The organism is Actinomadura sp. NPDC000929, from assembly GCF_040492065.1.
Classification (GTDB): domain Bacteria; phylum Actinomycetota; class Actinomycetes; order Streptosporangiales; family Streptosporangiaceae; genus Spirillospora; species Spirillospora verrucosospora.
Map to the genome: position 1 here is coordinate 23,211 of NZ_JBEUPA010000094.1, position 10,339 is coordinate 33,549.

The following is a 10,339-nucleotide window of genomic DNA, read 5'->3' on the forward strand; positions in this document are numbered from 1 at the left end:
CCTGTCCGGTGGACGCGTGCGGGTGGTCATACCCGTTTGCGGTGCGGTTCCAGGGCTCGGATGTAGTCGACGAGGCGGACGCCGATCTCGAAGGGGATGTCGGGGCCGGTGAGGTCGGTGTCGGTGAGGTCGGTGTCGGGCCAGGTTTCGGAGATGCGGCGCCAGGTGGTGCGGCCGAGGAAGGTGCCGGTGCGGGGTTCGTCGCCGAGGTCGGTGCGCCATGCGGGTTCGGTGGTGAGCAGGCGGGTGAGGGCGGCCTCGTTGTCGGGTTCGGCGGGGTGTTCGGCGTGGAAGCCGATCTCGATGGCGTGGTGGCGGGCGCCGGGGGCGAGTTCGGCGGGGATGATCTGGGCTTCGTAGTGCTCGCGCTGGGGGGCGGGGTCGCCGAACCAGGCTTTGACGCCGTTGTGGCGTGTCTGGATGTGGGGGTGGCCGAGGCGGGGTGGTGTGGAGCCGCGGATGATCTCGCCGATCTGGTCGAACAGTGCCCGCTCCCCCATGTTGTGGATCTTACGGGGTTCTGTCGGTGGCGGGGGGTAGCGTCCGGCGGGTGCGTCCTGCCGATGTTCAGCGTGTGTCCGTGGCCGAGTGTGTGGATCGCTATGCGGAGATGGTGCGTGCGAAGGCGTCGACGGGTGCGCTGGCGCCGGCGTCGGCGGAGGTTTATGTGCGGGACGTGGTGACGTTCGGGGCGCTGGCGGGTGAGGACCGGGTGCTGGACGATCTGACGGGTGAGGACGTCGATGAGGTTCTGCTCAGGTTCGCGCGTAAGCCCGATGAGCGGCGTCGGCGGGGGGCGCGGCCTGTGGGGGCGGGGGGTGGGCCGTTGCAGAGTGCGGCGTCGCAGGCGCGGTTCCGGCGTTCGGTGTCGGCGTTCTTCCGGCATGCGGTGGTGGCGGGGTGGGTGCAGTTGAATCCGATGCAGGCGGTGACGGTGCGGCCGAAGCAGCGGGGTGGGCTGCGGGCGGAGCGGCGTGCGTTGACGGTGGAGCAGGCGGAGGGGTTGCTGGGGGCGGCGCGTGGTCTGGTGGATGCGCCGGACGGGGGTGCGGGGGTGCGGCGGCGTGCGGATCAGCGCACGGAGTTGCGGGACGGGTTGATCGTGTTGCTGCTGGCGGCGGTGGGGCCGCGGGTGTCGGAGCTGACGGCGGCGAATGTGGAGGATTTCTTCGTCAACGGGGGGACGCGGTACTGGCGGATCTTCGGTAAGGGCGGGCGGACGCGGGATGTGCCGCTCCCCCGTCCGGTGGCGGAGGTTCTGGATGCGTATCTGGCGGAGGGGCGGGGGTTGCTGGATCGGGGGCGGGAGGCGAAGGCGCTGTTGTTGTCGTGGCGGGGGCGGCGGTTGGCGCGGGGTGATGTGCAGGGGGTGATCGACCGGGTGCTGGAGCGGGTGGATGCGGGGCGGCGGCGGAGTGTGACGCCGCATGGGCTTCGGCATACGACGGCGACGCATCTGCTGGCGGCGGCGACGGACATGGATGCGGTGCGGCGGGTGCTGGGGCATGCGGATCTGTCGACGTTGGGCCGGTATCGCGATGAGCTTCCGGGTGAGTTGGAGGCGGCGATGCGGGTGCATCCGCTGTTGGGTCCGGTGGAGGGCCGGCGGGGTGGTTGAGGGGGGTCGGCGGCCTGGTGCGCTGGGCCGTGGTTGCGGGCCGGGGCTGATCTGCGCCTGTCCGGTCGGTTCGGCGGTGGCCGCGAAGCGGGGTAGCTCGTCCCCTGGCGATCAGGCTTGCGCGCCGAGGGGGTGAGGTCGTTCAGAGCTTGACCGCGGAGGGCGGAACGGGCGGTGTGGTGGCTCGCTCGCCGGCGACCACCGGCCGGCGCACCTGAAGGCGTTGCCCATATCCGTGACCGAGGCGCGGGAGCCCTGGAGATGTCAGAACGAGAAGTCGCGATCGTCTACCGCGACTTCTCGTTCTGAGGCTGGTCGACCTACGACCACTGCGTGGTCGCGGTGGGCGTGGGTTCAGGTGCCGATATAGGCGGCGAGGTGTTCGCCGGTGAGGGTGGAGCGGGCGGCGGCGAGGTCGGCCGGGGTGCCCTCGAAGACGACGCGGCCTCCGTCGTGGCCGGCGCCGGGGCCGAGGTCGATGATCCAGTCGGCGTGGGCCATGACGGCCTGGTGGTGCTCGATGACGATGACGGACTTGCCGGCGTCGACGAGGCGGTCGAGGAGGCCGAGGAGGTGTTCGACGTCGGCGAGGTGGAGGCCGGCGGTGGGTTCGTCGAGGACGTAGACGCCGCCGTCTTCGGCCATGTGGGTGGCGAGTTTGAGGCGTTGGCGTTCGCCGCCGGACAGGGTGGTGAGGGGCTGGCCGAGGGTGAGGTAGCCGAGGCCGACGTCGGCGAGGCGGCGCAGGATGCGGTGGGCGGCGGGGATGCGGGCGTCGCCGGTGGCGAAGAATTTCTCGGCCTCGTCGACGGGCATGGTGAGGACGTCGCTGATGTCCTTGCCGCCGAGGGTGTAGTCGAGGACGTGGGCTTGGAAGCGTTTGCCTTCGCATTCCTCGCAGGGGATGGCGACGCCGGCCATCATGGCGAGGTCGGTGTAGATGACGCCCGCGCCGTTGCAGTTGGGGCATGCGCCTTCGGAGTTGGCGCTGAACAGTCCGGGTTTGACGCCGTTGGCCTTGGCGAAGGCCTTGCGGATGGGGTCGAGGAGTCCGGTGTAGGTGGCGGGGTTGCTGCGTCGTGAGCCGCGGATGGGGGTCTGGTCGATGGAGACGACGCCGGCGCCCTTGGGGATGGAGCCGTGGATGAGGGAGCTCTTGCCGGAGCCGGCGACGCCGGTGACGGCGACGAGGACTCCGAGGGGGATGTCGACGTCGACGTCGTGGAGGTTGTGGGCGTTGGCGCCGCGGATCTGCAGGGTGCCGGTGGGGGTTCGCAGGTCGGTCTTGAGGGGGGTGCGGTCGTCGTAGTGGCGGCCGGTGAGGGTGCCGCTGGTGCGCAGTTCGTCGAGGGTGCCCTGGAAGCAGATGGTGCCGCCGGCGGTGCCGGCGGCGGGGCCGAGGTCGACGATGTGGTCGGCGATCGCGATGGTCTCGGGTTCGTGTTCGACGACCAGGACGGTGTTGCCCTTGTCGCGCAGGCGCAGGAGGAGGTCGTTCATGCGCTGGACGTCGTGGGGGTGCAGGCCCATGGTGGGTTCGTCGAAGACGTAGGTGACGTCGGTGAGGGATGAGCCGAGGTGGCGGATCATCTTGGTGCGTTGTGCCTCGCCGCCGGACAGGGTGCCGGAGGGGCGGTCGAGGGAGAGGTAGCCGAGGCCGATCTCGACGAAGGAGTCGAGGGTGTCGCCGAGGGCTTTGAGGAGGGGGGCGACGGAGGGTTGGTCGAGGGCGCGGACCCAGTCGGCCAGGTCGCTGATCTGCATGGCGCAGGCGTCGGCGATGCTGATGCCGTTGATCTTCGATGAGCGGGCGGTGTCGCTGAGGCGGGTGCCGCCGCAGTCGGGGCAGGGGGTGGTGGTGACGGCGCGTTCGACGAAGGCGCGGATGTGGGGCTGCATCGAGGCGCGGTCTTTGCTGAGGACGGATTTCTGGATTTTGGGGATGAGGCCTTCGTAGGTGACGTTGACGCCCTCGACCTTGATCTTGGTGGGTTCCTTGTGGAGGAGGTCGTGGAGTTCGGTGGGGGTGTAGTCGCGGATGGGCTTGTCGGGGTCGAAGTAGCCGCAGCCGCGGAAGATGCGGCCGTACCAGCCGTCCATGCTGTGGCCGGGGACGGTGAGGGCGCCCTGGTTGAGGGAGAGGGTGTCGTCGTAGAGGGCGGTGAGGTCGAAGTCGTTGGCGGTGCCGGTGCCTTCGCAGCGGGGGCACATGCCGCCGGTGACGCTGAAGCTGCGGTGTTCTCTGACGGTCTTGCCCGAGCGTTCGAAGGCGACGGCGCCGGATCCGCTGATGGAGGCGACGTTGAAGGAGAAGGCCTGGGGTGAGCCGATGCGGGGTTCGCCGAGGCGGCTGAACAGGATGCGCAGCATGGCGTTGGCGTCGGTGGCGGTGCCGACGGTGGAGCGGGCGTCGCCGCCCATGCGCTGCTGGTCGACGATGATGGCGGTGGTGAGGCCTTCGAGGACGTCGACGTCGGGGCGGGCGAGGGTGGGCATGAAGCCCTGGACGAAGGCGCTGTAGGTCTCGTTGATCATGCGCTGGGATTCGGCGGCGATGGTGCCGAAGACCAGGGAGCTCTTGCCGGAGCCGGAGACGCCGGTGAACACGGTGAGGCGGCGCTTGGGGAGCGTGACGTCGACGTCCTTGAGGTTGTTCACGCGTGCGCCGTGCACGCGGATCAGGTCGTGGGTGTCGGCGGCGTGGGGCGCGGGCGGGTGCGCGTCCGTGCTCGTGGCGCTGCTCATCGTGTCGTGTCTCCCTGTGTGGGGCGTGGCGGTGGCACCTGTCTACCCGATCGGTGGGGCGGGTGGGGTGCGGGTGGGTGTCAGGTTAGGGGTGGGGGTCCGGTGGGGGCTTCTCGATTCCTGATCGGTCTGGTGACCTGTTTTTCCAGGCAGGACGGTACGCCGGCGGCGGTGCCGGAGGAGGTGAGTTCGGCTGTGGTGTCGGCCGCTTGGCGGCGGTAGGCGCTGGGGGGCATGCCGACCAGTTCGGTGAAGCGGGTGCTGAAGGTGCCGAGGGAGGAGCAGCCGACGGCGAAGCACACGTCGGTGACGCTGAGGTCGCCGCGGCGCAGGAGGGCCATCGCGCGTTCGATGCGGCGGGTCATCAGGTAGGAGTAGGGCGATTCTCCGTAGGCCTGGCGGAACCGGCGGCTGAGGTGGCCGGCGGAGATGTTGGCGCCGCGTGCCAGCGCTTCGACGTCCAGGGGCTGGGCGTATTCGCGGTCGATGCGGTCGCGGACGCGGCGCAGCAGTGCGAGGTCGCGCAGGTGGTTGGGGTCGGCGGGTGTGCTGGTCACGTGGCGATCGTGCCATGCGGGGCGGGGTGCGGGGCGTGTCGGGGCGGGTTTGTTCGGCGTGCTCCCCCAGGTCAGCGGCCTTGCGGGGGTGAGGCGGGGTGGAGGGTGCGGGCGAGGGCGTAGGCGTCGCGGAGGTCGGTGCCGCGGTAGTCGAGCGCGGCGATGCCGGCGAGGTGGTGGTCGGCGTTGACGGCGACGGTGCGGGTGAGGTGGCGGAACAGGGGGGCGTCGGACATGGAGTCGCCGTAGGCGGTGCACTGGTCGGTGGTGAGGCGGTGCCGGGCGAGGAGGTCGTCGGCGATGCGGACCTTGTCGGCGGGGGTGAGGATTCCGGCGGGGTCGAGGGTGCCGGTGAAGGGCATCGGCGGGAAGCGGGAGGCGACGACGTCGTCGAAGCCGTGGTCGAGGAGGTGGCGGGCGAAGAAGTCGGGCGACATGGTGATGACGGCGGAGTGTTCGCCGCGGGCGCGGATGTCGGCGCAGACGTCGGTGATGCCGGTGAGCCAGGTGGCGGCGCGGTAGGCGGTGGCGACGACCGCGGGGGTGAGGTGGCGCCACAGGCGGTGGATGCGGGTGGAGAAGCCGCGGGTGTCGAGGGTGCCGGCGGCGAAGCGGGCCTCGAGGTCGTGGAGTTCGGGGAGGGTGCCGAGGTGGCGGGCGATCTCGAGGTTGGCGGTGGTGCCGGTCAGCAGGGTGCCGTCCATGTCGAAGATGTGCAGGTGTCCCACAGTGTGTGAAGTGTGGTGGAGCCGGGGCCGGGACGCGAATCGATTTCGCGGGACGGGGTCCCCCTGACGAAGGTGGGGGGTGCGCGGCGTCTTTCGCGGGATCCGCCGGGGGGTGGGGCTTTCCTAGCGTCGTGGCCATGGACGGAATCATGGGCATGGTGGACACGGCGGTGACGTCGCCGTGGTTCTACCTCGTGCTGTTCGCGGTGGCGGCGATCGACGGTTTCTTCCCGGTGGTGCCGAGCGAGAGCATGGTGATCACCGCGGGGGTGTACGCGGCGGGCGGACAGCCGGAGCTGGCGCCGGTCGTGGCGTTGGCGGCGGCGGGCGCGTTTGTGGGCGATCATGTGTCGTACCTGGTGGGGCGCCGGGCGAGCGGGCGGCTGGTGCGGGGGGCGCGGCCCGGGACGCGGCGGCATGCGGCGCTGGGGTGGGCGCGGCGGACGATGGCCGAGCGGGGCGGGTTGATCCTGGTGGTGGCGCGGTACGTGCCGGGCGGGCGGACGGCGGTGACGGTGACGATGGGGGCGGTCGGGTACCGGCTGCGGTCGTTTTCGCTGTTCGCGGCGGTGGCGGCGGTGTCGTGGGCCCTGTACGGGGCACTGCTCGGGTATGTGGGCGGGGTGGCGTTCGAGGACGAGCCGCTGAAGGGTGTGGCCGTCGGGCTGGGGTTGGCCCTGGGGGTGACGGCGACGGTGGAGGTCGTGCGGTTCGCGCGGCGCCGCCGCGGGGCGGCGGACACCGCGGTGGCGGACGCGGCGGCGGGCGCAGGGGTGGACGCAGGGGTGGACGCAGGGGTGGAGCGGTCGCCGGAGGGGCCGGGCGGGCGGAGGACGGCCGCACGAGTGGGGCCATTGCCCGGCGAGTGATCCCCCTAAGGTGAAAGGGTTGTCCTCCTGTGGCCGGTAGGTGAACATCAGCGGGCTTTGCGGTGTCTGACGGATGACGGGCACGGGGCCGCTGCGAGTGTGAGGGAGAGCATGGGAGCGCCGGATTTCAGCGCCGATCTGTACCGGGAGATCACCGAGTTCGCGCAGGGCACGCCCTCGTGGGTGCACGAGGCGGCGGACGTGGGCACCGACGGGGGGCTGCTGCTGTTCGCGGTGCTGTTCGTGGTGGGCTGGTGGCGGGCCCGGGGCCTGGACGCGCGGGCGATGGGGCTGGCGCTGGTGGCGCCGTTCGCGATGGTGTCGGCGTACCTGGTGAGCGAGGTGTCCAAGAGCTTCATCCAGGAGGAGCGGCCGTGCCGCGCGGTGGCGGGCGCGGTGCACATCGCGGCGTGCCCGGCGCCGGGCGACTGGTCGTTCCCGAGCAACCACGCGACGATCGCGGCGGCGTCGGCGGCGGCGATCGTGGTGGCGTGGCGGGCGCTGGCGCCGCTGGTGCTGCCGCTGGCGGCGCTGATGGCGTTCTCGCGAGTGTTCGTGGGCGTGCACTACCCGCATGATGTGGCGGCAGGGTTCCTGGTGGGCGTGGTGGTGGCGCCGGCGGCGGCGCTGGTGCTGGTGCTGGCGGCGCGGCCGCTGGTGGAGGCGCTGCGGGGCGTGGCGGCCGGGGCGGTGCTGCTCGGGGCGGGCCCGGCGGCGGCCCCGGGCCCGGGGCTGGAGATACCGCTGGGGACGCCGCGGCCGGCCGCCGCGGCGGCGCCGATGGTCGGTGCGGCGGTCCCGATGGACGACGCGTCGGTGACGATGCCGGACGTGATGGGGGGCGTGCCGCCGCGTCGGGGCCCCCTCCGCTGACCGGACCGGCCGGGCAGGATCTCACGGGCCGTCCCGGACGGCGCTTCGGCGCCGCCCGGGGCGGCCCGTTCGCGTGCGGTGCCGGAGGAGGGCCGTGCGCGGTGGGCCGGTTCCTGCCGAAAATCCAGGCCGGAGGGGTGGTGTCCGGCCGGTGTGCGGGTCCTCCCCCGCTGCCCGGCGTCGCCCGGGACGGCCGGACGGGAGGAACACGCTTGGGGTCCGGGGCGCACGCGCACCGCGCCGGGGTCAGGCGGGGTCGTCGGTGCCGTCGACGAGGCCGGCCTGGTAGGCCAGCACGGCGGCCTGCACGCGGTTGCGGACGTCCAGGCGGGTCAGGATCGCGCTGACGTAGGCCTTCACGGTTCCCTCGACGATGTGGAGGCGCCCGGCGATCTCGGCGTTGGACAGGCCCGCGCCGAGCAGCGCCAGCACCTGGCGCTCGCGGGGGGTGAGCCCGGTGATGCGGCGGCGGGCGCGGGCGCGGCCGTCCAGGCGCCCGCCGCCGATCTGGGTGATGACGCGGTGGGCGACCTTCGGGGACAGGTAGGCGGCGCCGCCGGCGACGGCGCGGACCCCGGCGATGAGCTCGCGGGGGTCGCCGGACTTGAGCAGGAAGCCGCTGGCGCCGCCGGCCAGGGCGCGGGCGATGTACTCGTCCTCGCCGAAGGTGGTGAGCATGACGACACCGGTGGCGGGGGCCAGGCGGCGCAGTTCGGCGGCGGCGGCCAGGCCGTCCAGGCGCGGCATGCGGATGTCCAGGAGCGCGACCGCGGGGCGGTGCCGCAGGACCAGGTCGACGGCTTCGCGCCCGTCGCCGGCCTCGGCGACGACCTCGATGCCGGGGTCGGCGGTCAGGATGGCGCGCACGCCCGCGCGGATCATCGCCTCGTCGTCGGCGAGCAGGGCCCGGATCACTGTTCCTCCTGGTCGTGGGCGCGCTGGGCGCTCAGCTGGCGGGTGTCGTAGGTGTCCTTGGCGATGAGGCGGCCGCCGGCGAAGCACAGCCGGTAGACGCGCCCGACGCCGAGGACGTTGGCGTCGGGCCGGTAGTAGCGGCAGTCGGCGCCGGGAGGTTCGGGGACGGCGGCGCGGACGGTGCCGGTGTCGAGGGTCTGCATGGGCGGCAGGACCCGCTCGGCGCGGTTCTGCGGGTCGCCGACGGCCAGTGCCCCGTAGTCGGCGGGTTCCAGGACGGAGTTGAGGGTGGCGAAGACGTAGTAGCCGGCCATGACCGCGCCGAGGACGGCCATGAGGGCGGTGGGGGCGGCGATCGCGGTGATCAGGCCGCGGCGGACCCGGCGGCGCCCGCGGGCCAGGTGCCGGGCCGATTCGGAGTGCCACTCCCCCGCGGGCGCGGCCGCTCCGGGGGCCAGCCCGAGGGCGGTGCGCAGCGCGTCCCGCGCGGTCGGCCTGGCAGGAGCCCGGTCGGCGGCCGGGTCGGCGGCCGGGTCCGGGGCGGCGGGGATGTCGGCGGTGACGCGGAAGCCGCCGGCCGGGGTGGGCGCGGCGTGCAGGGTCCCGCCCAGCAGGCGGACGCGGTCGGTGAGGCCGGCCAGGCCGCGGCCGCCGGAGGGCAGCAGCGGAGGCCCGTCCGGCGGTCCGTCCGGCGGCGGGTCGCTGGCGACCGTGACGGTGGTCCCGCCGTTGCCGTTGCGGGCGAGGGCGACGGTGACGGCGGCGCCCGGGGCGTGCTTGGCGGCGTTGGTGATGGCCTCCTGCACGACGCGGTGGGCGGTGAGCGCGGCCATCGGCCCGAGCCCGGAGTGGCCGTCGTCGGCGTGGGGGTCGCCGGTGAGGCGGACGGGGACGCCGGAGGCGCGGGCGCGGTCGACCAGGTCGGGGATGCTCTCGCGGGCGGGCCGCAGCGGCGTCGCCGGGGAGCCCACCGCTGCGGGAGGCTCCCCGGCGGCCGGGTCCTCGGCGGCGTCGTCGCGCAGCAGGCCGATGATCTCGCGGAGGTGGTCGGTGGCGTCGGCGGCGCCGGTGCGCAGTTCGGCGGCGGCGGCGCGGTGCCGGTCCTGCAGTCCCGGCGCGACCTCCAGCGCGCCGGCGCGCACGGCGATCAGGGCCAGTTCGTGGCCGAGGGAGTCGTGCATGTCCTGGGCGATGCGGGCGCGCTCGCGGAGCCGTTCGCGTTCGGCGACGATGCGCTGCTGGTGCTCCAGGCGTTCGGCGCGTTCCCATCCGGCGCGCAGCAGCTCCTGGTACTGGCGCCAGTAGCGGCCCACCAGCCACGGCAGGACGCCGAACAGGACGAGCCAGACGGTGGCGGGGAACCAGGCGTTGACCTGCGTGCCGCGGACCGCCGACAGCAGCGCCCCGCCGACGAACACCCCGGTGAAGCCCCACAGCAGCGGCTGCGCGCGGGCGCTGCGCAGGCCCGCCAGGTAGGACAGGAAGGGCATCGCGAACACGAAGTTGCCGTGGACGAGGGTCAGCGCGATGACGGTGAGCAGCGCCGGGGCGGGCCAGGCGCGTCCCGCGGCGATCGCGGCGGCGAGGACGCCGAGCCCGGCCGCCTGCAGCCACCACGACGCCCGGCCGGGCTGCGGCGGGGAGACCATGCCGGTCAGGACGGGGAACGCCAGTACCCCGTACAGCAGGACGTCCTTGACCAGCGCGGCGCGGGAGGGCCGGCGGAGCAGCGCCCGCAGGCGGGACGGCGGGGGCGGCGCGGGCGTCGGGAGACCGGGGGCCGCGGAGTCGTTCACGGGGTTCACGCTACTGGCCGGTGAACTGGGCCGTTACTGACGAAAGTCAGGGGCGCGGACGGCGGCTCCCGCCCCGCGATGATCTTCGATCGGTGCGCGGCGCGGGGCGGGGCTGAACTACGGTTGGCGCGTGACAGCGACCACCGCGCGATGCACAGCCGCTGCTGCTGCCCGCCCGACAGGCCGGCGCCGGGCTTGGCGAGCCGGTCCTTGACCTCGTTCCACAGGTTGGCCCCGC

9 protein-coding genes and 1 pseudogene are annotated in these 10,339 nt (G+C 73.3%); 3 read left to right on the forward strand and 7 right to left on the reverse strand.

Annotated elements, in window-relative coordinates; genetic code table 11:
* Positions 1-26: 26 nt before the first annotated feature.
* Entirely contained in the window at positions 27-500 is a 474-nt protein-coding gene (locus ABWI04_RS27660) for a hypothetical protein (protein WP_353834278.1), read from the reverse strand.
* An 80-nt stretch (positions 501-580) separates the two neighbouring features.
* Here ABWI04_RS27660 and ABWI04_RS27665 point away from each other — a divergent pair, with 80 nt between their 5' ends.
* Positions 581-1,618, forward strand: a complete 1,038-nt coding sequence (locus tag ABWI04_RS27665; protein ID WP_353834279.1) for a tyrosine-type recombinase/integrase — start codon at positions 581-583, stop codon at positions 1,616-1,618.
* Positions 1,619-1,972: 354 nt separating this feature from the next.
* Here the strand turns inward: ABWI04_RS27665 and ABWI04_RS27670 are convergent, their stop codons facing one another.
* The 3 genes from ABWI04_RS27670 to ABWI04_RS27680 all read right to left on the reverse strand — a co-directional run bounded on the left by ABWI04_RS27670 (position 1,973) and on the right by ABWI04_RS27680 (position 5,648).
* Positions 1,973-4,363 carry an ATP-binding cassette domain-containing protein gene (locus ABWI04_RS27670; RefSeq protein ID WP_353834280.1) on the reverse strand — a complete coding sequence of 797 codons (2,391 nt, stop codon included), beginning with the start codon at positions 4,361-4,363 and terminating at the stop codon, positions 1,973-1,975.
* Positions 4,364-4,443: 80 nt separating this feature from the next.
* On the reverse strand, positions 4,444-4,920 hold the full coding sequence (locus ABWI04_RS27675) for a helix-turn-helix transcriptional regulator (protein WP_345181754.1): 477 nt from the start codon (positions 4,918-4,920) through the stop codon (positions 4,444-4,446).
* Between the two features lie 71 nt (positions 4,921-4,991).
* Positions 4,992-5,648 (reverse strand): HAD family hydrolase, encoded by a 657-nt coding sequence (locus ABWI04_RS27680; protein WP_353834281.1) that lies wholly within the window; start codon positions 5,646-5,648, stop codon positions 4,992-4,994.
* A gap of 137 nt (positions 5,649-5,785) precedes the next feature.
* On the opposite strand from ABWI04_RS27680, the gene ABWI04_RS27685 reads away from it, so the two are divergent.
* Together ABWI04_RS27685 and ABWI04_RS27690 are read left to right on the forward strand one after the other, a co-directional pair.
* The gene (locus ABWI04_RS27685) at positions 5,786-6,517 is read left to right on the forward strand and encodes a DedA family protein (protein ID WP_353834282.1); all 732 of its coding nucleotides are present in this window, start codon (positions 5,786-5,788) and stop codon (positions 6,515-6,517) included.
* 111 nt (positions 6,518-6,628) lie between these two features.
* Positions 6,629-7,390 carry a phosphatase PAP2 family protein gene (locus tag ABWI04_RS27690; protein ID WP_353834283.1) on the forward strand — a complete coding sequence of 254 codons (762 nt, stop codon included), beginning with the start codon at positions 6,629-6,631 and terminating at the stop codon, positions 7,388-7,390.
* 246 nt (positions 7,391-7,636) lie between these two features.
* Here the strand turns inward: ABWI04_RS27690 and ABWI04_RS27695 are convergent, their stop codons facing one another.
* The 3 genes and pseudogenes from ABWI04_RS27695 to pstB form a co-directional block, all read right to left on the reverse strand.
* The gene (locus tag ABWI04_RS27695) at positions 7,637-8,305 is read right to left on the reverse strand and encodes a response regulator (RefSeq protein WP_345181745.1); all 669 of its coding nucleotides are present in this window, start codon (positions 8,303-8,305) and stop codon (positions 7,637-7,639) included.
* Complete coding sequence (locus ABWI04_RS27700; RefSeq protein ID WP_353834284.1) at positions 8,302-10,101, reverse strand: sensor histidine kinase; 1,800 nt, start codon at positions 10,099-10,101, stop codon at positions 8,302-8,304. Before ABWI04_RS27700 ends, ABWI04_RS27695 begins: the two co-directional genes overlap by 4 nt.
* Positions 10,102-10,244: 143 nt before the next feature.
* Positions 10,245-10,339 (reverse strand): annotated as a pseudogene (gene pstB, locus ABWI04_RS27705) (phosphate ABC transporter ATP-binding protein); the annotation flags it as partial.

Coding starts and splice junctions, on each gene's coding strand:
- ABWI04_RS27690 (WP_353834283.1), top strand. CDS start 6,629: ATGGGAGCGCCGGATTTCAGCGCCGATCTGTACCGGGAGATCACCGAG.
- ABWI04_RS27660 (WP_353834278.1), bottom strand. CDS start 500: ATGGGGGAGCGGGCACTGTTCGACCAGATCGGCGAGATCATCCGCGGC.
- ABWI04_RS27670 (WP_353834280.1), bottom strand. CDS start 4,363: ATGAGCAGCGCCACGAGCACGGACGCGCACCCGCCCGCGCCCCACGCC.
- ABWI04_RS27685 (WP_353834282.1), top strand. CDS start 5,786: ATGGACGGAATCATGGGCATGGTGGACACGGCGGTGACGTCGCCGTGG.